The 20,941-nt window shown below is 73.7% G+C and carries 18 protein-coding genes; 6 read left to right on the forward strand and 12 right to left on the reverse strand.

Annotated features, from left to right (window positions below; all coding sequences use genetic code 11):
* Positions 1-28: 28 nt before the first annotated feature.
* Positions 29-1,207: a globin domain-containing protein gene (locus ACFY61_RS11165; protein WP_389469919.1), complete on the reverse strand. Its 1,179-nt coding sequence runs from the start codon at positions 1,205-1,207 to the stop codon at positions 29-31.
* Positions 1,208-1,685: 478 nt separating this feature from the next.
* Here ACFY61_RS11165 and ACFY61_RS11170 point away from each other — a divergent pair, with 478 nt between their 5' ends.
* The 4 genes from ACFY61_RS11170 to ACFY61_RS11185 all read left to right on the forward strand — a co-directional run bounded on the left by ACFY61_RS11170 (position 1,686) and on the right by ACFY61_RS11185 (position 5,961).
* Positions 1,686-2,675, forward strand: coding sequence for a GlxA family transcriptional regulator (locus ACFY61_RS11170; RefSeq protein ID WP_389469922.1), 990 nt, complete (start codon positions 1,686-1,688; stop codon positions 2,673-2,675).
* Between the two features lie 127 nt (positions 2,676-2,802).
* Positions 2,803-3,432 carry an isochorismatase family protein gene (locus ACFY61_RS11175; protein ID WP_389469924.1) on the forward strand — a complete coding sequence of 210 codons (630 nt, stop codon included), beginning with the start codon at positions 2,803-2,805 and terminating at the stop codon, positions 3,430-3,432.
* A gap of 64 nt (positions 3,433-3,496) precedes the next feature.
* Positions 3,497-5,488, forward strand: a complete 1,992-nt coding sequence (recQ, locus tag ACFY61_RS11180; protein WP_389469926.1) for a DNA helicase RecQ — start codon at positions 3,497-3,499, stop codon at positions 5,486-5,488.
* A gap of 65 nt (positions 5,489-5,553) precedes the next feature.
* Positions 5,554-5,961 carry a VOC family protein gene (locus tag ACFY61_RS11185; protein ID WP_389469928.1) on the forward strand — a complete coding sequence of 136 codons (408 nt, stop codon included), beginning with the start codon at positions 5,554-5,556 and terminating at the stop codon, positions 5,959-5,961.
* A 28-nt stretch (positions 5,962-5,989) separates the two neighbouring features.
* Here the strand turns inward: ACFY61_RS11185 and ACFY61_RS11190 are convergent, their stop codons facing one another.
* Positions 5,990-6,241: an EF-hand domain-containing protein gene (locus ACFY61_RS11190; protein WP_389469931.1), complete on the reverse strand. Its 252-nt coding sequence runs from the start codon at positions 6,239-6,241 to the stop codon at positions 5,990-5,992.
* A gap of 170 nt (positions 6,242-6,411) precedes the next feature.
* Entirely contained in the window at positions 6,412-7,881 is a 1,470-nt protein-coding gene (locus ACFY61_RS11195; RefSeq protein WP_389469934.1) for an amino acid permease, read from the reverse strand.
* A 446-nt stretch (positions 7,882-8,327) separates the two neighbouring features.
* On the opposite strand from ACFY61_RS11195, the gene ACFY61_RS11200 reads away from it, so the two are divergent.
* Both ACFY61_RS11200 and ACFY61_RS11205 read left to right on the forward strand, forming a co-directional pair.
* Positions 8,328-8,894, forward strand: a complete 567-nt coding sequence (locus tag ACFY61_RS11200; RefSeq protein WP_389469937.1) for a PadR family transcriptional regulator — start codon at positions 8,328-8,330, stop codon at positions 8,892-8,894.
* A 79-nt stretch (positions 8,895-8,973) separates the two neighbouring features.
* The gene (locus ACFY61_RS11205) at positions 8,974-10,698 is read left to right on the forward strand and encodes an acyl-CoA dehydrogenase family protein (protein ID WP_389469940.1); all 1,725 of its coding nucleotides are present in this window, start codon (positions 8,974-8,976) and stop codon (positions 10,696-10,698) included.
* 46 nt (positions 10,699-10,744) lie between these two features.
* On the opposite strand, the gene ACFY61_RS11210 is transcribed toward ACFY61_RS11205, so the two are convergent.
* The 9 genes from ACFY61_RS11210 to ACFY61_RS11250 all read right to left on the reverse strand — a co-directional run bounded on the left by ACFY61_RS11210 (position 10,745) and on the right by ACFY61_RS11250 (position 20,832).
* Positions 10,745-11,536, reverse strand: coding sequence for a CAP domain-containing protein (locus ACFY61_RS11210; protein ID WP_389469942.1), 792 nt, complete (start codon positions 11,534-11,536; stop codon positions 10,745-10,747).
* A gap of 410 nt (positions 11,537-11,946) precedes the next feature.
* Positions 11,947-12,513 (reverse strand): toxin, encoded by a 567-nt coding sequence (locus ACFY61_RS11215; protein WP_389469946.1) that lies wholly within the window; start codon positions 12,511-12,513, stop codon positions 11,947-11,949.
* Positions 12,510-12,965 (reverse strand): helix-turn-helix domain-containing protein, encoded by a 456-nt coding sequence (locus ACFY61_RS11220; RefSeq protein ID WP_389469948.1) that lies wholly within the window; start codon positions 12,963-12,965, stop codon positions 12,510-12,512. The genes ACFY61_RS11215 and ACFY61_RS11220 overlap by 4 nt, the downstream gene beginning before the upstream one ends.
* Before the next feature lie 320 nt (positions 12,966-13,285).
* Positions 13,286-14,434 carry an MAB_1171c family putative transporter gene (locus tag ACFY61_RS11225; protein ID WP_389469949.1) on the reverse strand — a complete coding sequence of 383 codons (1,149 nt, stop codon included), beginning with the start codon at positions 14,432-14,434 and terminating at the stop codon, positions 13,286-13,288.
* Between the two features lie 165 nt (positions 14,435-14,599).
* Positions 14,600-15,799: a hypothetical protein gene (locus ACFY61_RS11230; protein WP_389469951.1), complete on the reverse strand. Its 1,200-nt coding sequence runs from the start codon at positions 15,797-15,799 to the stop codon at positions 14,600-14,602.
* A gap of 226 nt (positions 15,800-16,025) precedes the next feature.
* The gene (locus tag ACFY61_RS11235) at positions 16,026-17,108 is read right to left on the reverse strand and encodes a PI-PLC domain-containing protein (RefSeq protein WP_389469954.1); all 1,083 of its coding nucleotides are present in this window, start codon (positions 17,106-17,108) and stop codon (positions 16,026-16,028) included.
* 71 nt (positions 17,109-17,179) lie between these two features.
* The gene (locus tag ACFY61_RS11240) at positions 17,180-18,340 is read right to left on the reverse strand and encodes a substrate-binding domain-containing protein (RefSeq protein ID WP_389469956.1); all 1,161 of its coding nucleotides are present in this window, start codon (positions 18,338-18,340) and stop codon (positions 17,180-17,182) included.
* Between the two features lie 18 nt (positions 18,341-18,358).
* The gene (locus tag ACFY61_RS11245; protein WP_389469959.1) at positions 18,359-19,351 is read right to left on the reverse strand and encodes an ABC transporter permease; all 993 of its coding nucleotides are present in this window, start codon (positions 19,349-19,351) and stop codon (positions 18,359-18,361) included.
* Entirely contained in the window at positions 19,348-20,832 is a 1,485-nt protein-coding gene (locus tag ACFY61_RS11250; RefSeq protein WP_389470423.1) for a sugar ABC transporter ATP-binding protein, read from the reverse strand. The genes ACFY61_RS11245 and ACFY61_RS11250 overlap by 4 nt, the downstream gene beginning before the upstream one ends.
* Positions 20,833-20,941 lie beyond the last annotated feature (109 nt).

Genomic DNA, 20,941 nt, shown 5'->3' on the forward strand with positions numbered 1-20,941 from the left:
TCTCCAGGCGGGACGGGCTGCGCGCGGCTCAGGGGAGGGACAGGACGGGTGTCTCGAACGGGTCGTGGTGGATGCGGTCGGGCTGGGTGCCGCGCCGGGTGAGCGTCTCGGTCGCGGAGACGACCATCCGGGCCGGGCCGCTGAGGTACACGTCGTGCTGGTCCCAGGGCCCGAACTCGGCCAGCACGTCCGGCAGGCTGCCGCGCAGCCCGGGGATGGGCTCGTGGGAGACCGCGCCCCGGATCTTCAGCCAGTGGTGCCGCTGGGACATCCGGAGCATGTCGTCCACCCCGTACAGCTCGGCGCCGGTGCGGGCGCCGAGGAACAGGTCGACCTGGTGCCGGCCGCCGCGCAGGGCGATGTCCTCGACCAGCGCCCGGATCGGGGCGAGACCGGTGCCGCCGGCCACGAACAGCAGGTCGCTGTGGGCGGCGGCGTCCAGCACCATGTCACCCATCGGGGCGCCCAGGCGGACCACGTCTCCCACGGCCGCCCGGTCCACGAGCGCGGAGCTGACCGTGCCGCCGGGCACCGCCCGCACGTGCAGGGTGAGGGTGCCGTCCTCGCGGGGGGCGTTGGCGGGGGAGTAGTAGCGCCACTGCCCGGGCCACCACGGGGTCTCGACGCTCACGTACTGCCCGGCGGTGTAGGCGTAGGGCAGGTGGGGCCGCAACGTGATCTCGGCGATGCCGTTGCCGCGGGGGACGCGGTGGACCACCGTCGCCGGCCACACGGCGGGCCGTACCGCCGCGTCTTCCCGGGCGGCACCGATCATCACCTCGGAGACCACCCCGTACGCCTTCGCCCAGGCGGCCGCGATCTCCTCGGTCCAGGCGGGACCGGCGAAACGCGCGAGGGAGGCCAGGAGGCATTCGCCGACCGCGGGGAAGTGCGCGTCGAGGGTGCCGAACTTGCGGTGGTCGCGGCCGAGGTGACCGCAGAAGCGGACCAGCCCCCCGGGGTCGTCGACCAGGTCGACGATGCGCAGCAGCGCGCGCAGCAGCCGGCCCCGCTGGGCGTCCATCCCGGGCGGGAACATCGGGCGGACCTGGGGGTAGCGGGCGAAGAGGATCGCGTAGAAGTAGACCGTCATGTCCGCCGCCAGCGGTTCGACCACCGCGGCGGAGGCACGCACGAGCTCGATCTCGCGGGCCGTCAGGGGGCCCTCGGCCTGCTCGGGTTCGGACGGGGTGAGCCGGAACCTCAAGAGGACAGAGCTCCTCCGCAGGGTGTTCGGCGGGCGGGGTCTGCGGTGGACCTGAACGGCGGCATGGGACCTCGTCGTCTGGGGGAGGGAGGGGAGGGGCGCGGCAGCGGATCAAGCGGTTCCGGACCGTACTCGACGCCCGAGGTGACCCAGAAGTAGCAAACGGATCATCTCGCCGGGCCAACGGGTGCGGCGGGTCCGGTATTTCCGATAAGAGCCGGTATGAACCCTACGGTTCATTTCGGACGCGCGTTCCCATAGCCGCCCGAACCGGTGTGCGGACCCGGTCCGATGTGAAGGAATGTGAAGGGTCCCGTGGGGATCGGGTGGTGTCCACGGACCGGAACGCCCGCGGCCCGACCCGGCCCGACGTGGGCACGGAGGCGTGCCCGGACGCGCGCCCGGCCGCCCGTCCGCGTCCGGATGTGACAGGGAACCGTCATTGCCGCCACGCGCGGGCGGCGGTGAGGATGGGGCCATGCCCACCGCACACCGGGTCGTCATCGCGGTCTTCCCCGACGTCGACCTCCTCGACGTCACCGGCCCCGCCGAGGTCCTCGCCCTGGCCAACCGGCAGACCGGTCGCGCCGTCTACCAGGTCCGCCTCGCCGGGCCGGCTGCCGGCGGGGTCCGCACCTCGGCCGGGGTGCGCCTGCTCACCGACGTGGCCTTCGCGGACGTCGGCGCGGAGGTGGACACCCTGCTGGTGCCGGGCGCGGTCGACATGACCGCCGACGGCCCCGTCGCCCGCACCGACGGCGAGGTCGTCGCCTGGCTGAGGGAGACCGCCCCGCACGCCCGGCGGATCGCCTCGGTCTGCGCGGGCGCGCACATGCTGGCCGCGGCCGGCCTGCTGGACGGGAGGACGGCCACCACCCACTGGTCGACCGCCGCCCAGCTCGCCGCCGAGCACCCGGAGGTCACGGTCGACCCCGACCCGATCTTCGTCCGGTCCGACCGGGGCCGGCTGTGGACCGGGGCCGGCATCAGCGCCTGCCTCGACCTGTCCCTCGCCCTGGTGGCGGAGGACCTCGGCGAGCAGACCGCGCTGTCGGTGGCCCGGCAGCTGGTGATGTACCTCAGGCGGCAGGGCGGCCAGAGCCAGTTCTCGGTCCCGCTCAGCCGCCCCGCCACCGACCGGCGCGACATCGACGAGCTGCGGCTGTGGATCGCCGACCACCTCGACGGCGACCTGTCCGCGGCCGCCCTGGCCGCCCGGATGTGCCTCAGCGAACGGCACTTCGCCCGCGTCTTCAGGCAGGAGACCGGCACCAGCCCCGCCGCCTACGTGGAGGCGGCCCGCACCGAGGCCGCCCGGCGCCTTCTGGAGACCACCGACCGGCCGCTCGACCAGGTCGCGGCCGCCGCCGGACTCGGCTCGCCCGAGACCCTGCACCGCGCGTTCCGCCGGCAGCTCGCCACCACCCCGGCGGCCTACCGGCGCCGCTTCCGCACCCAGCCGGCCTGACCGGGCGGCCCCTACCCGTACGTCACCCGTACCCGTACGTCACCCCGTACCCGTACCCGTACCTGTACCCGTCCGCCCGGCGGACGGGTCCCACCGTCATGCCCTCCCGCACCCGAAAGGCACACCCATGAGCAGCACGACCACCCCCTCCGCCACCCTGCGCGACCTGATCGGTCTCGACGGCCGTCCGCCCCGGCTCGGCGAGTCCGCCCTCGTCCTGATCGACTTCCAGAACACCTACCGCGAGGGGCCGATGGCGCTGGAAGGCGCCGGCCAGGCCCTCGCGGCCGCCGCACGCCTGCTGGAGCGCGCCCGCGCGGCCGGCACCCCCGTCGTGCACGTGGTCAACGACGCGGGCGAGGGCTCCCTCTACGACGTCCGCGCCCGCAGCGGCGCGATCTGCGAGGAGGTCGCCCCGGCCGACGGCGAACCGGTGGTGGTGAAGAACTTCCCGGACGCCTTCCACGCCACCGGCCTGGAGGGGACGCTGGCCGGCCTCGGCTTCGGCCCCGGCAAGGGCCGCACCGACCTGGTCCTCGCCGGATTCATGACGCACATGTGCGTCACCTTCACCGCCCAGGGCGCCTTCAACCTCGGCTACCGGCCCACCGTGGTCGCCGACGCCACCGCCACCCGGTCCCTCACCGCCCCCGACGGCTCCGTCCTGCCCGCCGCGGCCCTGCAGACCACCGCCCTGACCACCGTCTCCGACCTCTTCGGCCTCGTCGTCCCCACCGCCGGGGCACTCCCGGCCTGACCTCTCGTCCACAGGCCGCGGCGGCCGGGCCCGGAGCGACGGCGGCTGCCGTTAGGCTTCTCGGATGGCCCTCCCGGACGCTTCCCCCGACATCTCCGATGCCCTGCAGGTGCTGCACCGCGTCTTCGGCTACGCCGCCTTCCGCGGCGAGCAGGAGCAGATCGTCGAGCAGGTCGTCGGCGGCGGCGACGCCCTCGTGCTCATGCCGACCGGCGGCGGCAAGTCGCTCTGCTACCAGATCCCGGCGCTGGTCAGGGAGGGCACCGGGGTGGTGGTCTCCCCGCTGATCGCGCTCATGCAGGACCAGGTGGACGCGCTCACCGCCCTCGGGGTCCGGGCCGGGTTCCTCAACTCCACGCAGGACCCGTACGAACGGCAGGCCGTCGAGCAGGCCTTCCTCGCCGACGAGCTGGACCTGCTCTACCTGGCCCCCGAGCGGCTGCGCACCGAGGGCACCCAGCGGCTCCTCGACCGGGGCAAGGTCTCGCTCTTCGCCATCGACGAGGCGCACTGCGTCGCCCAGTGGGGCCACGACTTCCGGCCCGACTACCTCGGGCTGTCCATGCTGCACGAGCGCTGGCCCAAGGTGCCGCGGATCGCACTGACCGCGACGGCCACCGAGGCCACCCACGCGGAGATCGCCGCGCGGCTCGGCCTGCAGGAGGCGCGCCACTTCGTCGCCAGCTTCGACCGGCCCAACATCCAGTACCGCATCGTCCCCAAGGACAACCCGCTCAGGCAGCTGCTGGAGCTGATCCGCGCCGAACACGACGGCGACGCCGGGGTCGTCTACTGCCTCTCCCGGTCCTCGGTGGAGAAGACCGCCGCCTTCCTGGTGGAGCAGGGCATCGACGCCGTGCCCTACCACGCCGGCATGGACGCCCGCGCCCGCGCCGCGAACCAGGCCCGGTTCCTGCGGGAGGACGGCGTCGTGGTGGTGGCCACCATCGCCTTCGGCATGGGGATCGACAAGCCCGACGTCCGCTTCGTGGCCCACCTCGACCTGCCCAAGTCCGTCGAGGGCTACTACCAGGAGACCGGCCGGGCCGGCCGGGACGGGGAGCCGGCCACCGCCTGGCTGGCCTACGGCCTCCAGGACGTGGTGCAGCAGCGCAAGCTGATCGACGGCTCCGAGGGCGACGAGGCGCACCGCCGTTCCCTGTCCATGCACCTGGACGCGATGCTCGCGCTGTGCGAGACGGTCGAGTGCCGCCGGGTGCGGCTGCTCGCCTACTTCGGCCAGTCCGCCGAGCCCTGCGGCAACTGCGACACCTGCCTGACCCCGGCCGAGTCCTGGGACGGGACGGTCGCGGCGCAGAAGCTGCTGTCCACGGTGTGGCGACTGGCCAAGGAACGCCGCCAGAAGTTCGGCGCCGGCCAGATCATCGACATCCTCCAGGGCAAGAAGACGGCCAAGGTCATCCAGTTCGACCACGACGCGCTGTCGGTCTTCGGCGTCGGTGCCGACCTCGGCACCGCCGAGTGGCGCGGGGTCATCCGCCAGCTTCTGGCGCTCCGGCTGCTGGCGGTCGAGGGCGAGTACGGCACGCTGGTGCTCACCGAGGAGAGCGGCGAGGTGCTGGGCGGGCGGCGCACCGTGTCGATGCGGCGGGAGAAGGCCCCCGCGGCCACCGGCCGCAAGACGTCCGGGACGCGCTCCGGCAAGGGCGCGCGCGTGCCGGCCGACCTGCCGGCGGAGGCCGTGCCGGTCTTCGAGGCGCTGCGCGCCTGGCGGGCCGCGACGGCCAAGGAGCAGGGCGTACCGGCCTACGTCGTCTTCCACGACGCGACGCTGCGGGAGATCGCGACGCGGCTGCCGGCGACGGAGGCGGAGCTCGGCACCATCGGCGGCGTCGGCGAGGCCAAGCTCGCCAAGTACGCCGAGGGCCTCCTCGCCGCCCTCGGCGCCTTCGCGGAGCCCGGCGCCCCGGCCCCGGCCCCCGCTCCTGCCGCCGGCGCGTCCGTACCGGCGGCGCGCGCCGAGGAGCCGCCGCCGTGGGACGAGCCGCCCTTCGACGAGGAGGAGGTCGACCCGCCGTGGGACGACTGGCGGTGACCGGGCCGGCGCGGGTCCCTGGGACATGATGGGGGCCTGACGCGGACGACTCCCGGGAGCGACCCATGGCTGTTGCGCCACCCCAGAAGATCACGACCTTCCTGATGTTCGAGGGGCGGGCGGAGGAGGCGATGACCTTCTACACCTCGCTCTTCGAGGACGGCCGGATCATCGACGTCACCCGCTACGGCCCGGACGGGCCGGGCCCCGAGGGCACGGTGGTGCACGCGACGTTCCAGCTCGCCGGGCAGCGGTTCATGTGCATCGACAGTCCGGCGAAGCACGAGTTCGGGTTCACCCCGGCGGTCTCGCTCTTCGTCGACTGCGCGGACGAGGCCGAGATCGACCGGCTGTACGCGGCGCTGGGGGAGGGCGGGGCGGAGCTCATGGCTCTGGGGGACCACGGCTTCAGCCGCCGGTTCGGCTGGGTGAACGACCGCTTCGGCGTCTCCTGGCAACTGAACCTCCCCTGACCGACTGCCCGCACCGGGGCGGGCGGGGTCACCAGCCGAAGCGGCGGTCCACTACCGTGGCGAACTCCTCGAACGTCAGGACACGGTCCCCGTTCTGGTCCGCCGCGTCGAACAGCGCCGACGCCTCCTCGTCCGCCCCCACCCCCCACGGCGGGATGACCCCCCGCGCGACGAGCGTCGGGCCCTTGGCCCGCAGGGCGCCGATGACCTCGGCCCGGGTCAGGGAGCCGTCCCGGTCGAGGTCGAGCGCGTCGAAGAGAGTGCGTGCCTTGTCGCTCATCACGTGTCCTTTTCCCGTGCCGTGCTCTGCCGTGCCGTCGCCGCCGGCGAACCGGCCCGTCCGTGGTGGAGGACGCCGGCCAGGACCACCGGGTTGCCCCGGCCGGCCGGATACGCCGACGGGGGCGTACCGGCCGCCGGACCGGTACGCCCCCGTCGGGGCAGGAGGGGTCAGGAGCGACCCGCGGGCTCCGGCTTCCGCTCGGCCGCGGCCGCCGTCCGCGCCGCGATCTGCGGGTTGCGGGCCTTGAGCACCGCCCAGCCCACCGCCAGGCAGACCGCCCAGCCGGCACCCACGTACAGGGAGACGCGGCTGTCGGGGTCGATGCCGATCATCACGGTGACCAGCAGCAGGAAGGCCACGGCGATCCAGCTGCACACCGTGCCGCCGGGAGCGGGGAAGGAGGACGCGGGCAGCTTGCCGGCGACCACCGCGCGGCGGTACAGGATGTGGCTGATCAGGATCATCATCCAGGTCCAGATGCCGGCCGCGGTCGCCACGGACATGACGTAGCCGAAGGCCTTCTCCGGGACCACGTAGTTCAGCACCACGCCGATGCCCATCAGGGCGGCGGAGAGGGTGATGGCGACCGCCGGGGTCTTGGTGGAGCTCAGCTTGCCGAGCAGCTTGGGCGCCTCGGAGTTGGCGGAGAGGTCGCGCAGCATGCGGCCGGTGGAGTACATGCCGGAGTTGCAGGACGACAGGGCCGCGGTGAGGACCACGAAGTTGACGATGGCCGCACCCGCCGGGATGCCGATCTTGGCGAAGGCCGCCACGAAGGGGCTGACGCCCGGCTGGAACTCGGTCCACTTGACGACCATCAGGATCACGCTGAGGGCGCCGACGTAGAAGACGATGATGCGCCACGGCAGGGTGTTGATCGCCTTGGGCAGGGTCTTCTCCGGGTTCTCCGACTCGCCCGCGGTCACGCCGACGAGCTCGACGGCGAGGTAGGCGAACATGACGCCCTGCAGGGTCATCAGGCTGGAGCCGATGCCCTTGGGGAAGATGCCGTCGAAGGCCCACAGGTTCGACACGGCCGCGGTGTCACCGGCCTGGCTGAAGCCGAAGGTGACGACGCCGATGCCGATCACGATCATGCCGATCAGGGCCGTGACCTTGACCATCGAGAACCAGAACTCGATCTCGCCGAAGATCTTCACCGAGATCAGGTTGGCGACGTACAGCACCACCAGGAAGATCAGGGCGGTCGTCCACTGCGGCACGCTCGGGAACCAGTAGTTCATGTAGATCGCCGCGGCGGTCAGCTCGGCCATGCCGGTGACCACCCACATGAGCCAGTACGTCCAGCCGGTCACGAACCCGAAGAACGGGCCGAGGAACTCGCGGGCGTACTCCGCGAAGGAACCCGACACGGGCCGGTACAGGAGCAGCTCGCCCAGCGCCCGCATGATGAAGAAGACGATCACGCCGGCGAGGGCGTACATGAGGATGAGGCTGGGCCCGGCCTTCGCGATGTTCGCGCCCGCGCCCAGGAAGAGGCCGACGCCGATGGCGCCGCCGATGGCGATCATCTGGACCTGGCGGCTGCCGAGCCCGCGCTCGTAGCCCTCCTCGGGCGTTCCGCCCTGGGCTCCGTTGCCGTCGCCCTTGTTCATGTCGACCTGCGTCGAGGTCATGTGTGGTGCGCCTTTCCGCTCCATGCCGACCCGCGCCGCGCTCGGCTGCGGATCGGGTTCCGATCCCCCGGATGCTGATGGAGTTGCTGCCGGCGATCGGCCGGCCCCAGCGCCCCTGCGGACATGGGTGGTGTCCGGCAGGCGGTCGTGAAGATGTACCACGCCTCGCGCCGCGGTTCCGTGGCGAACATCACCGGCAATTCGGTCAATCGCCCGTGACAGGCCCAAAGACCCTTGTGTCATGACCCGATCGTTATGTGGATCTGAGCATCCGCTGAGCGAACGCGGAATGACATCGGGGCAACGCGTGCCACCACCGGTACCCGTACGTCCCGACGCGGTCGCGCCCGGTCACGGCCGGGCCCGCGGGCCGGCTCGGGGTGAGCCGCGTCTCACCGTCCCCCGGCCGCTTGTCTATGCAACGAGTTGCATAGCAAGATCCTGGCATGGCTCTTGAGCACGCGATCCTCGTCTCCCTGCTGGAGAAGCCCGGGTCCGGCTACGAACTGGCCCGGCGGTTCGAACGCTCCATCGGCTACTTCTGGACCGCCACCCACCAGCAGATCTACCGCGTCCTCAAGCGGATGGAGGCCGACGGCATGCTCGCCGTGCGCGAGGTGCCGCAGCAGGGCCGGCCGGACAAGAAGGAGTACTCCGTCGCCGCCGCCGGCCGCGAGGCCCTCTCCCGCTGGCTGCACGAGCCGGTCGAACCCGAGAGCCTCCGCCACGACCTCGCGGTGAAGATCCGCGGCGCGGCCTTCGACGACCCCGCCGCGCTCGTACGCGAGGTGGAACGGCACCGCAAGGTGCACGGCGACCGGCTCGCCCACTACCTCGCCGGGGAACTGCGCGACTTCACCGGCCCCCGCGCACCCTCGCCCCTCGACGCGGGCCGAGAACTCCAGCACGCCGTGCTGCGCGGCGGCATCGCCTACGAGCGGATGTCCATCGCCTGGCTCGACGACGTACTCCTCACCCTCCGCCGGCTCGTCGCGGCCCCACCGGACGCCTGAGCCGCACCCCGACCGGTCCGGGCGCACCCGCACCCGCGCCGGCACCCCTCGACCCCCGAACCCCGGAAGGCGGACCTCCATGGCCGACGCCCTGCTGTTCAACCCGCGCACGTACGACCCCGCGCACTTCGACCCCGAGACCCGCAGGCTGCTGCGCGCCACCGTCGACTGGTTCGAGAGCCGCGGCAAGCGCCGGCTGATCGAGGACTACCGCGACCGCGCCTGGCTGGCCGACTTCCTCGCGTTCGCCGCGAAGGAAGGCCTCTTCGCCACCTTCCTCACCCCGGCGACCGCCGCGGGGGAGGGGGAGGCCGACAAGCGCTGGGACACCGCCCGGATCGCGGCCCTCAACGAGATATTCGGCTTCTACGGCCTCGACTACTGGTACGCCTGGCAGGTGACCATCCTCGGTCTCGGGCCGGTCTGGCAGAGCGACAACGCCGCCGCCCGCGCCCGCGCCGCCGAACTCCTCGCCGACGGCGAGGTGTTCGCCTTCGGCCTGTCGGAGAAGACCCACGGCGCCGACATCTACTCCACCGACATGCTGCTGGAGCCGGACGGCGCCGGCGGGTTCCGCGCCACCGGCTCCAAGTACTACATCGGCAACGGCAACGCCGCCGGACTCGTCTCCGTCTTCGGCCGCCGCACCGACATGGAGGGGCCGGACGCGTACGTCTTCTTCGCCGCCGACAGCCGCCACCCGGCCTACCACCTGGTCAAGAACGTCGTCGACTCCTCCAAGTACGTCAGCGAGTTCCGGCTGGAGGACTACCCCGTCGCCGCCGAGGACGTCCTGCACACCGGCCGCGCCGCCTTCGACGCCGCCCTCAACACCGTGAACGTGGGCAAGTTCAACCTCTGCACCGCCTCGATCGGCATCTGCGAGCACGCGATGTACGAGGCCGTGACCCACGCCCACAACCGGATCCTGTACGGCCGCCCCGTCACCGCCTTCCCGCACGTGCGCCGCGAACTGGCCGACGCCTACGTCCGCCTGATCGGCATGAAGCTGTTCAGCGACCGCGCCGTCGACTACTTCCGCTCGGCCGGCCCCGACGACCGCCGCTACCTCCTCTTCAACCCGATGACGAAGATGAAGGTGACCACGGAGGGCGAGAAGGTCATCGACCTCATGTGGGACGTCATCGCCGCCAAGGGCTTCGAGAAGGACAACTACTTCGCCCAGGCCGCCGTCGAGATCCGCGGACTGCCCAAGCTGGAGGGCACGGTCCACGTCAACCTGGCGCTGATCCTCAAGTTCATGCGCAACCACCTGCTGGACCCGGCGGAGTACGCCCCCGTCCCGACCCGGCTCGACGCCGCCGACGACGCCTTCCTGTTCCGGCAGGGCCCGGCCCGCGGCCTGGGCTCCGTGCGCTTCCACGACTGGCGCCCCGCCTTCGACGCGTACGCCGAGGTGCCCAACGTCGCGCGCTTCCGCGAACAGGCCGACGCCCTCTGCGCGTTCGTGGCCACCATGGCCCCCGACGAGCGGCAGGCCCGGGACCTGGACTTCCTGCTCTCGGTCGGTCAGCTCTTCGCCCTGGTCGTCCACGGGCAGCTGATCCTGGAGCAGGCCCGTCTCACCGGCCTGGACCGGGACGTCCTCGACGAGCTGTTCTCCGTCCTCGTCCGCGACTTCTCCGGGCACGCCGTAGAACTGCACGGCAAGGACTCCGCCACCCCGGAGCAGCAGGAATGGGCGCTCGCGGCGGTCCGCCGTCCCGTCGTCGACGAGGACCGCGCCGCCCGCGTCTGGGCCCGCGTGGAGGCACTCTCCGGCGCGTACGAGATGGCACCGTAGTCAGCGCAGGCCCGGCCCGGCGGCGGTCCGCCGCCGGGCGCACGGGTCAGCGGGCCGCGCCGAAGTTCTGCGTCCAGTAGTTGCCCGGCTGGGCGAGGCCCACGCCGATCTCCTTGAAGGAGCAGTTGAGGATGTTCCGCCGGTGGCCGGGGCTGTTCATCCAGCCCGCCATGACCTGCTCGGGCGTGCCGTACCCGTAGGCGACGTTCTCGCCGTACGTGGACCAGGCGTAGCCGGCCCGGGTGATGCGCGTGCCCGGGTCGGAGCCGTCGGAGCCGGTGTGCGACATGTTGCCGTGGGCCGCCATGTCCTTGCTGTGGCCCTGCGCGGCAGCCGTCAGCTTCGCGTTGACGGTGAGGGCCGGGCAGCCGGCCTTGGCGCGCTCCACGTTGACGAGGGCCACGACCCGGGCGGTCGGACCGGAGGCCGTGGTGGGGGCCGGCGAGGTCGGCTTCGGCGCGGTGACCGGCGCGGACGGCACGGACGGCGCGGAGGCGGTCGGCCGGGGCGCGGGCCGGGTCACGGGCCGCGCCGGGGGTGGGGTCTGCTGCCGCGTGTGCGGGGTGGCGGCCGGCCGGCGGTCCTGCTCGCGGACGCCGTCCCGGCGCTCCGAGCGGTCGGTGTGCGCCGCCCGGTCGCCGAGGACCGGGAGCGCCGTCTCGGGGGCGGGGAGGTCGAGCGAGGGCGCCGGGGTCCACCGGTCGGCGGCCCGCACGGTCCGCGGCTCCTCCTGGAGGTCCAGACATGCCATGGCGGCGGTGGGTATGCCCATGACGCCCAGCGTGACGGCGGCGATCGTCGCCTTCTTGTAGTGCCTCTTCTTGCGGTGCTTCTGCATGGGTACCTCATTCGGTTTTCTGCGAAGCGCCCGGCGCCGGAGCTGCTCGAGCACCGGGCGGGCCGCCATTCTTAGAAGCCCCGCGAAGACCTGGCAAGTCCCGCCCCCGGCCCGCGCCGCGGCACGGCCGGACCGGCTTGAAATGCGCCGGCGCTCGTGCTGGGCACGCCGCCGCGACCCGTGCCCCGCCGCCGACGCGGCATCAGAAACGCGTTGTCCAGGCCCGTTGCCGCCGGCCGTTCCGCAGCCCGGGAACGCCATTCCGAGCAAGAGGGGGAATGTCGGTTCCGGTTGGACAAATCTCGACATTTCAGTGAGACCCCGGAGGCTGTGACGCTGTGGTGACCCTGGTGGTTGCTGTGAGGCATGTCACTCTTCGGGTGCGCTCCCCGGCCGCCGGCCGCGCCCGGTCAGAACAGGGTGCGTTCGACCCTGCCGAGCGCGCCGCTCCCGTCCGGTTCCGCTCCGGCGCCCGGCGCCGCGCCGGCCCGCCGCGCGGAGCCGCCCGTCCGCTGGGAGAGCAGGTAGGCGACGATCTCCGCCTCCTGTTCCTGTACGTCGTCATAGGTCGCGCGGAGCAGCATGTCGCGCACCAGCTGCGGATCGAGACTGGGGAACAGCAGGCGCGAGGCCGCCTCGTCCAGTCCGCCCGCTCCCCGGTGGCGGCAGATGATGTGGCCCAGCTCGTGCAGGACGATGTGCTCCTGGTGCGCGCTGGTGGTGTTGGCGTCGTAGAAGATCAGGTCCTCCTCGCGGGCCGCGACCCACATCCCGCACGGGTGCGACGCCGGCATCGGCACCGGCACCGGCACGATCGGCCGGCCTCGCGCCTCGCCGAGGTGGTGGCACAGCGCGGCGACGTCGGCAGTCTCCGGCAGGCCGAGCCCGTCCAGCCGCCGGGCGCCCGCCTCACGCAGCTTCCTCAGCCGGCTCCGGCGTTCGCGGTCGGCCCACCGCTCCTTCCAGAAGCTCCTCATTCGGAGTCGGAGGCGTCCGTGACGGGAGGAAGGCCCTGGAGCTGCCGGTACTGGTCCATGATGGCCGTGATGGCCCGGAGGTGGTCCTTCTTCATCCCGGCGGCCCGCATCGCCACCGCGCGGACCCCTGACTGCCGCAGCGCCTCGACGGCGGCGATCTCGTCCAGTACCGATCGGGCGACCTCGTCGTCGAAGAAGTAGGCCACCGAGACGCCGAAGAAGCGCGCCAGGGCGGCCAGCAGGTCGGGCGAGGGATTGGAGCGCTTGCCCGTCCGCAGCTGCGACAGGTACACGCCGCCCACCTTGAGTTCCGGGTTGGCCCGCTTGAGCTCCTCCGCGACCTCCGCGTTGGTCCAGTGCCTCCCCTTGGGCCGGGCCGTCCGGAACAGGTCGTCCAGGCGGACCGCCAGCAGGGGCCGTTCGTCGCAGGCCCCGGTCCCGGTCTCGCTCATGGTGGTCCTTCCTCCCGTCACCTCCTGCCGAATAGCCCCTGGCTATGCGGCAGTTTCACAGAATAGCGGTCAGTTGACAATTGGCCTGGACTCCGCCAACGTTGGGTCTCGCCGATAGCTGCCAGCTAACTCGACTCCCGGAAGTTCCGCGGGGGTTGACGAGTCGCGGCGGTGAAAGCGGACCGGCCCGGCCCTCGGGGGATGGGCCGGGCCGGTCCGGGCGGTACTGCCGCCCCGCCCCGCCCCGGCGGTGACGGCCGGGGGACGGGGAAGGGGGGACCCGCCCGGTTCGACGGGGGATGCAAACCGGGCGGGAGCTCTCAACTCGCGGTGCCGAGCTTACTGTAGGCCGCCGCGACCCGGGTGAGCCAGGCCACCTCCGCCGTGAAGTCGTCCGTGTCGCGGTCCTCGAAGCCGCCGCCGTCCTCGTCGTCGCGCGGCGCGGTGCCGGCCCGTTTCGCCGTCAACGCCCTCCTGAGCTGCAGCGCTTCCGCGTGCGCCTGCCGGGACTCCTCGTCCGCCGCGCCGCCGGACGGCCCGGCGGCGGCCCGCTCGGCGTACGGACGGAGGTCCCGCCATCCGTCACGTATCTCGACCACCCGCCGGTGCAGCCGGTAGTCCAGGTCCCGGACCGTGGCGCCGGGCGGCTCCAGGGCGATGCCCGGGGAGGCCTCGTACAGGTCCCGCCAGAGCGGGTAGAGGGCACGGTACGACCGGTAGTCGCGCACCCAGGCCGCCAGCCCCGCGGCCCGCGGACCCCAGGCCGGGTGGGTCAGCCCCAGCGACAGGATGACGATGCCCGCCGCGCTGAACACGTTGGACGCGAGCTTCCAGGCACCGATGTCGGCCCCGGCCGCCGCCGTGACGATGTTCACCGTCCGCGCCGCGCAGTACAGGAACAGCACCACCGCCGCCACGGACAGCACCCGCAGCGCCTGCCGCAGCGAGACGTTGTCCGTCATCCGCGCGTAAGGCCCGCACTGCCGGTGGATCGTGACGCAGGGCAGCGCCTGCGAGAGGACGAAGACCAGCAGGTAGGCGAGGACCAGCGGCCGGCCGCTGCCGGTGTCGAAGTCCGAGGCCGGCCGGCCCGGGCCGCCGGCGACCAGGAACAGCACCGTCAGCAGCACCTCCAGGGCGGCACCCGTCACCAGCCAGTACCGCGCCCCGCGCCTCGCCTCCTCCTCCGGCGCCGCCCACCGCAGCAGGATGATCTGCGCGCTCACGCAGAACGCCACCGCCGACAGGTGCATCAGCAGGATGGCCAGGTTTCCCACGCCCAGCAGCCGCGGGCCGCCCATGGCGACCGCGCCCATGGTGAAGGTCAGGCACTGGAGCAGCAGGGTGGCGATCAGCCAGCGGTAGGCGCTGTCGTGCCGGCCGCGCCGCACCTGGCCCAGCCGGTAGGCGAGGGCCGCGTACGACGAGAGCGCCGCGACGGCGAAACAGACTGTTCTGATGGTGTTCACGTTCGGCTTCCTGCTGCGGCGGTCCGGTCGGCGGTCCGGCCGCCCCCGAACCCGCCCCGGACGCGGCCGAGCCGAAACCGTACCGGCCGCACCGCCCGGCCCCGCGCGCGGGCCCGCCCAACTGTCCACCGGGCGAAGGACGTCCGGCGCCGCCGTCCCGCGCGGTCACAGGGTCCAGCGCAGCACCGCCCCCAGGCCGCCCGCCGGTCCCGGCATGCCCGCGGGCACCACCAGCACCTCGCTGCCGGCCGCCGCCGCGGACCTCAGCAGGGCGTCGTCCGCCCGCGCCGGCACCGGCTTGTCCACGCCCATCGCCTGGGCCTGGCCGCGCTGCACCGCCACCTCGTCCACCCCCGGGCCGATCCACACCTCCCGACCCGCGTCCGACCCCTCCGCGCCGAGCAGCAGCGTCGCCACCTGGTGGGTGCGTACGGCGTCCACCACGGCCGGCATGCCCTCGGCCGCCTCGCCCGGCCCGGTGTCCACCGTGGACTCGCGGTGCTCGCCGGGCCGGCCCCGCCCCATCCGGAACCGCTCCAGCGCCCGCTCCAGCCGCTCCCGGGCGAACCCCTCCCGCACCAGCGCCACCTCCCGGTCGAAAGCGGCCGCCGGGGCGCCGGGCGACCTGCCGCCGCCGTCCACCTCGACCGTCACCGACCGCATCCGCTCCGGCAGCCGGTGGTGGACGGCCCGCCGCTCACGCGCGTCCCCGGTCAGCACCACCAGCCCGGCGCCACTGCCCGGCCACTGCCGGACCAGCTCCGCCGCGACGGCGTCGGCCGTCTCGTTCCGGGCGTTCTCCACCCTGTTCCGGTAGTGCCACTCGTGCCGGTCCTCCGGCACGCTGCGGTGCCCGCGGCCCTCCGGCCCACCCCCGCGCACCTGCCCCAGCGACCGGCGGCCGTGGGTCTCGCGCAGCTCGAGATCGGCGCCGGCGCGGTCGACGTACGCCACCAGGCAGCCGGGCTCGTCACCCCGCAGACCGGCCAGCGGAGCGATGTGCGGAAGGACCGACCAGGTCGCCTCGGTGGCCGCCGGCGCCCTGGCCAGCGGCACGTCCAGCACCACCTCCGCGCCCGAGGCGAACAGGGCGCGGCCGGGAGGCGCCCCTTTGACGGGCTCCCCGGCGAGCCGGTTCGCCACGGCCCGGACGGTGTAGGGGTCGGCGCCCGCGTCGATCAGCCGGGACGCGACCGCGCGCTCACGGAGTTCCTGGATCGTCCGCGCGTCCTCGGTCGCGCGGGTGGTCTCGACGTAGACCGAGGCCCAGGGCCCTTGACGGGCGAAGAGCGGTTTCAGGAAGCCGAGTTCCATGACGTCCCCCAGGGGGTTCAGGACGGCTCGCGCGGGGGCGCGGGCACGCACCCCCCTCCAGGATGCCCCGTCCACCGGCCCCCTGCCCGCCGGGCGCCGCGCCCCCGGGATCCCGCGCCGGTACGGCGGCGAGGGGGAGGACGTCTCACCGCCCCTGACCTGGACCGCGGCCTCCTGGGGCACCGCCGCGCTGCAGCCGGTGTGCGGGGGCCCGGGCGCCTCGTCGGCACCTGCAGGAGGGACCGGGACCCCGCGGCCGGCCGGCCGGCGGTCCGGATCACGGGCCGGCGTTCAGTTCCGCGACGATCGAGGCGGGGGTGTGGCCGCTGCCGTCCGACAGGCGGTGGAAGTCGACGGAGACGAAGTTGGGTGCCCGGCCTCCGGCCGCGGGCCGGCACCGCTCGGAGATCCGGTCGCGCAGCTTCGCGCCGTTGTCGAGGGCCGCGGTCAGGACGGTCGGCACGTTGCGGTGGTGGCTCATCGTGAACAGCCGCCGGAAACCGGGCTCCTGGCGGTCCAGCGGCACGTCGGGCCAGCGGCTGACGCAGGACAGGTCGTCGCCGAGGTCGCCCAGGCTCCAGAAGTTGCTCACCGTCCACGACCGGTCGTACATGACGCCCAGGTGCTCGCGGTCGGAACGGTCGGAGAAGACCAGCAGCCGCTTGCCCGAGGTGACCAGATCGGCCACCCGGGGCCACCCGGCGTTCCGGACGTCCCACTCGTCGGGCCGGAACAGCAGCTCGGGCAGTCCCCGCACCCGGCCGAGGGACTGCCGCAGCTGCTCGGCGCTGACGTAGTCCTCCAGGAAGACCGTCACGACCTCCTGCGGGTGGGCGGCGAGGAAGTCGACGACGGTCTGCATGGTGCCGTGGAAGGACTGCCGGGGCAGGGCGTAGGTGGCGCCGGCGAAGGTCTTGCACCCGCCGTGGCACAGGTACACGTCACTGGGGTAACAGTCGCTGCCGAAGCTGATCACGCACAGCCAGGTGCTGCGTTCGTACCAGTGTGTGTCCAGGCTGAGGCCGCGGACGCCGGCCTCCAGCTGGCCGCGCACCGACTCGGACTGGTTCACCGAACTCCAGCGGGAGTCCTCGTAGTTGGTGAACGCGTTGTGCGTGGTGAGGAAGGTGGCCTCGTCGAGGCGGCGGTCGCCCCAGCGGGCGGCCGCCGCGGCGGCCGGGCCGGCACCCCCGGCCCCCGCGACGCTCCCGGGGGCCCGGGCCGCCGACGCGGCCGGGGCGGTGGCGGAGGCGGTGGCCGCCGTGCCGAGGCAGGCGAGCAGGGCGAGCAGGACCATGAGCACGAGGGGGCGCCGTGGCCGCACGCGCGAGCGGTGGCGAGCCATGTCCATGTCAATCATGTGCGGAGGTTAGCGCGCGGACCCGGCCGGCGGCGACGGTCGTGCGGGCCCTTCCGCCCACCGCCCATCGCTCACCGCCCGGCCCAGATCCTCCGGTACGCCTCCCGGTACCCCTTCGGGTCCCAGGACGTGGCCCCGGCGCTGTTGGCCGCCGTCACCACGTGGACGGGTGCGACGTAACCGCTGGCCGGCCGCCCGGCGAAGGCCCGGTTGAACTCGTCGACGATCTGCCAGCCCTGCTGGTTCAGCGGCTCGGGGACGGTGGCGGCCTGGTACCGGCGGCTCTCGATGCGCTGGAAGGCGGACGGGTCGCCGTCGCCCGCGCCGATGTTGTACGGAGGGCCCTGGCCGGGCCGCCCGGCGGCCCGCAGCGCCGGCGCGGCGTCCGCGAAGTACAGGTCGTTGATGGCCACGGAGTCGGTCCACCGGTCCCCGAACCGGGACAGCAGGGAGGACACCCGCTGCGGGGTGCGCTGACTGGCGTCCGGGATGGGGATGTTCTCCGTCGCCAGCAGCGTCACCCCGGGGCAGCCGGCCAGCCGCTCCTTGATCAGCTCGGACTTGTCACGGGCGAAGGGGATGGAGTCGTCGGTGAACACGACGACCCCGGCGCGGCCGCCGGAACGGGCGATGACCCAGTCCGCGCTGATCCGGGCCACCTCCTCCACCTCAGTGGTGACGTTCGTGAACAGCCGTGGAGCGGTGCTGGGGCCGGGCGCGCTGACGGCGTGCCAGCCGACCAGCGGAATGCCCGCGGCCGCGGCCCGCGCGGTCTGCTGTGCGGTGAGCCGCGGGTCGAAGCCGCCGATGACGATGCCCGACGGCCGGAGGGTGACCGCCTGGCTGAGGGCCGCCTGGATGCCCGCCGGGGTGCCGTCCCCGTCGATCACCCGTACCTTCCACCCGATCGCCTCCGCGGCCTCCCGCACGCCCTCGGCCGCTCCGGCGACACCCGGGTTGGTCATGGTCTGGGCGACGTACACCAAGGTCCTGCCGGGCACCGCGGCCGGCCCGGTCGTGGGGCCGTCCCAGCCGAGGTCGGTACGTTCCGCCCGCGCCACGGCCCGCTCCGCGGCGGCGGCGACCGCCGGGCAGCCGGCGGCACCGGGCGAACCCGCGGACGGGGCCGGGGGCCGCGCCGGCCCGCTCCCGCAGCCCGCGGCGAGGACTGCGGCCGCCGCCCACAGGGCCGCGGCGGAGGTGCGCCTGCGGCGCGTGCGGTCGGTGTACACGGTGTGCTCCTGACTGGGTTACGTTCCGGCACCGGCCGGCGGGCGCAGCCGGCGCCGCGCCGCGTAGCCGGCCAGCCCGACCGCGAGCAGCAGCGTGAGGCCGTTGAACAGAGGGGTGGCCCAGAACTGCGCGCCGAGCTGGCCGATGCCGGCGAGGCCGACGGCGAGCACACCGACGGCCACCAGGGTCCCGAGGGCGTTGGCGCGGCCCGGCCTGACCGTGGTGGAGCCGAGCAGCGCCCCGACGAACGCGGGCAGCAGGTACTCCAGGCCGACGCTCGGGTTGCCGATCTGCTGCTGCGCGGCCAGCAGGACCCCGGCGAAGCCCACGACCAGGCCCGAACCGGCGAAGGCGCAGACGGAGTACCTGCGGGTCCGGATGCCCAGCACGCCGGCGGCCCGCGGGTTGGAGCCGACGACGTACAGGTACCGGCCGAACGGCAGCCGCTCCAGCACCACCCAGAGGACGGCGACGGCGGCGAGGACGTAGAAGGCGGGAACCGGCAGTCCGAGGAAGGACCCGTCGTAGAGGGCGGTGAAGGCGGCCGGCAGGCCCTCCGGGCCGGGCACGATCCGGCCGCCGTCGGTCAGCCACCCGGTGAGGGCGTACATGATGCTGCCGGTGCCGAGGGTGGCGATCAGCGAGTCGATCCGGGCGAACTCCACGACCACCCCGTTCAGGGCGCCGACCAGTGCCCCGCCCAGGACCACCACGAGGCAGGCCACCTGCCAGGGCGTGCCCGTGTCGACGATCAGGTGCATCACCATGACGTGCGCCAGGCCCAGCCCGTACCCGACGGACAGGTCGAACTTGCCGGTGGCGACGGGGAGCGTGACGCCCAGCGCCAGGAGTGCGGGGACCGACTGGTTGGAGAGGATCGAGGAGACGTTCTCACGGGTGGGGAAGGTGTCCGGCAGCGCGAGCGAGAAGGCGAGGAAGAGCAGGACGGCGAGGGCCGGCAGCCCGTAGCCGCCGACGAGGTGGTGCCCGCGCGGGGACCGGCGGGTCACGCGGCGCCGTCCCCGGTGATCGCCGGCATGGCCGAGGCGGCGTGGGTGAGGGCGGCGGGCGTCAGCCCGGCCCCGGAGAGTTCGGCCGCCACGGACCCGCGGACGAACACCAGCGCCCGGTGGCAGAGGCCGGCGACCTCCTCGAAGTCGGTGGACACGAGCAGGATCCCCCGCCCTTCGGCGGCGGCCGCGTCGAGCAGCCGGTGGACCGCCGCCTTGGCGCCGACGTCCACGCTCGCGGTCGGCTCCTCCAGGACCAGCAGCGAGGAACGGCCGTGCAGCCACCGCCCGAGGACCACCCGCTGCTGGTGGCCGCCGGACAGGGTGGCGACGGGCACCTCGCTGTCGGGCGGCCGCACCCCGAACCGTTCGATCAGCTCGGCGGCCGCACGGCGCTCCCGTCGCGGGCCGAGCGGGCGCCACGCCGGCACACCGGCCGCCCGCGGGTTGGCGAAGAGGTTCTCCCGGACCGTCAGGTCGGCGGCGCAGCCCTCCGCCTGGCGGTCGGCGGCCACGAAGCCGACCCCCCGGCCGACGGCGGCGGCCACCGAGCGCGGCCGGTACGGCCGGCCGTGCAGCAGCGCCCGTCCGCCGGACATCGGCAGCGCGCCGGCGAGGGCCCGGCCCAGGTGCATGTGCCCGGCGCCGGTCAGCCCCACCATGCCGAGGATCTCCCCGGGCGCGAGCTCCAGGCTGACCGGTCCGGTGCGCCCGGTCGTGACGCCGTCGAGGCGCAGGACGGGCTGACGGCCGGCGGCGGGCGGTGCGGCCGGTCCGCGCCCTGCGGGTTCGCCGCCGGTGATGTCGCGGACCAGGCGGGCGGGGCCGTACCCGGCGAGCGGCCCGTGGGCGACCAGGCGGCCGTCGCGCAGCACCGCGAAGCCGTCCGCGACCCGGTACACCTCGTCGAGCCGGTGGCTGACGTACAGGATCCCGTGGCCCCGGTCGCGCAGGGCGTGCAGGACGTCGAAGAGGCGGGTGCAGTCGGCGGCGGGGAGGGTGGCGGTCGGCTCGTCCAGGACGAACAGGGCGGCCCGCCGGGCCAGGCCGCGGGCGATGGCCACCAGCGAAAGCTCGGCGGGGGCGAGACCGGCGACGGGGGCGTCGGGGTCGAGGTGCCCGGCGACGAGGTCCAGGGCGGCCCTGCTGCGTTCGCGGGTCAGCCGCCAGGAGATCAGGCCGTGGCGGCGCGGGTAGCCGGTGCCCAGGGCGATGTTCTCGGCGACCGTCATCCAGTCGACCAGCCCGAGGTCCTGGTGGATGAAGGACATCCGCGCCGAGGCCGCCTCGGACCCGAGCGGGTGGCCGGCCACGGTCACCTCGCCCCCGTCGGCGCGGACCACTCCGGCGAGGATCCTGATCAGGGTGGACTTCCCGGCGCCGTTGGGACCGAGCAGGGCGAGCACGCCGCCGCCGTACAGGTCCAGGTCGACCCCGTCCAGGGCGACGGTGCCGCCGAACCGCTTGCGGAGACCGCGCATCCGGACGAGGGGCTCCGCGTCGGGGCGCCGTGGCGGGCGGCTCGTCGGTGGGCCGGCCGGGCCGTGAACGTCATCCACGGACGGGATGCTAGTGCGCCAGGACGGTCAT

The organism is Streptomyces sp. NPDC012888, assembly GCF_042900645.1.
Classification (GTDB): Bacteria; Actinomycetota; Actinomycetes; order Streptomycetales; family Streptomycetaceae; genus Streptomyces.

Bases quoted from the DNA above. Each gene is read 5' to 3' on its own strand.
- ACFY61_RS11215 (WP_389469946.1), bottom strand. From the start codon at position 12,513: ATGAGGAGCTTCTGGAAGGAGCGGTGGGCCGACCGCGAACGCCGGAGC.
- ACFY61_RS11250 (WP_389470423.1), bottom strand. From the start codon at position 20,832: ATGCGCGGTCTCCGCAAGCGGTTCGGCGGCACCGTCGCCCTGGACGGG.
- ACFY61_RS11190 (WP_389469931.1), bottom strand. From the start codon at position 6,241: ATGAGCGACAAGGCACGCACTCTCTTCGACGCGCTCGACCTCGACCGG.
- ACFY61_RS11235 (WP_389469954.1), bottom strand. From the start codon at position 17,108: ATGATTGACATGGACATGGCTCGCCACCGCTCGCGCGTGCGGCCACGG.
- ACFY61_RS11220 (WP_389469948.1), bottom strand. From the start codon at position 12,965: ATGAGCGAGACCGGGACCGGGGCCTGCGACGAACGGCCCCTGCTGGCG.
- recQ (WP_389469926.1), top strand. From the start codon at position 3,497: ATGGCCCTCCCGGACGCTTCCCCCGACATCTCCGATGCCCTGCAGGTG.
- ACFY61_RS11210 (WP_389469942.1), bottom strand. From the start codon at position 11,536: ATGCAGAAGCACCGCAAGAAGAGGCACTACAAGAAGGCGACGATCGCC.
- ACFY61_RS11195 (WP_389469934.1), bottom strand. From the start codon at position 7,881: ATGACCTCGACGCAGGTCGACATGAACAAGGGCGACGGCAACGGAGCC.
- ACFY61_RS11170 (WP_389469922.1), top strand. From the start codon at position 1,686: ATGCCCACCGCACACCGGGTCGTCATCGCGGTCTTCCCCGACGTCGAC.
- ACFY61_RS11205 (WP_389469940.1), top strand. From the start codon at position 8,974: ATGGCCGACGCCCTGCTGTTCAACCCGCGCACGTACGACCCCGCGCAC.
- ACFY61_RS11200 (WP_389469937.1), top strand. From the start codon at position 8,328: ATGGCTCTTGAGCACGCGATCCTCGTCTCCCTGCTGGAGAAGCCCGGG.
- ACFY61_RS11185 (WP_389469928.1), top strand. From the start codon at position 5,554: ATGGCTGTTGCGCCACCCCAGAAGATCACGACCTTCCTGATGTTCGAG.
- ACFY61_RS11175 (WP_389469924.1), top strand. From the start codon at position 2,803: ATGAGCAGCACGACCACCCCCTCCGCCACCCTGCGCGACCTGATCGGT.